At 81.8% G+C, this 501-nt stretch carries 1 pseudogene; it reads left to right on the plus strand.

Going from position 1 to position 501, the window contains the following annotated elements:
* Positions 1–501, plus strand: a pseudogene (locus tag GSF22_RS34130) (translation initiation factor IF-2); the annotation flags it as partial.

Here is a 501-nt window from a genome sequence, read left to right on the forward strand (position 1 = left end):
GCCGGCGAGTGCCCACGACATCGAGGTGGCGGCCGCGGAGGCCCGCGCCGCCGCCCTGAAGGCTGAGCAGGAGGCCGCGGTCAAGGCCGCCCAGGCCGCCCGCCAGCAGCAGCAGCGCGACAACGCCCGGCGCGAACCGCCGGCCGACGGTGGCCAGGCCCGACCCCAGCCGGGTCCGGGCATGATGCCGCCCCGGCCGGGTTCCCCGGCGGCGCGTCCCGCCGCACCCGCCCCGGGTACGGCGACCCCGGGTCCCGGTCGTCCGGGTGCCCGTCCGCCGGCCCGTAGCGGCGGTAACAACCCGTTCGGCATCACCCCGGGTGGCGGGCAGCGTCCGCCGGCCGCGGGTGCCGGTGGTCCCCGTCCCAACCCGGCGAACATGCCGCCGCGGCCGAGCCCGGCGTCCATGCCGCCGCGGCCGAGCCCGGCCTCCATGCCCAGCCAGCGGCCGGGTCCCCGGCCCGGGGGCGGTGCCGGTCGTCCCGGTGGGCCGGGGGGCGG

The organism is Micromonospora echinofusca, assembly GCF_017614955.1.
In the GTDB taxonomy this organism is placed as follows: Bacteria; Actinomycetota; Actinomycetes; order Mycobacteriales; family Micromonosporaceae; genus Micromonospora; species Micromonospora echinofusca_A.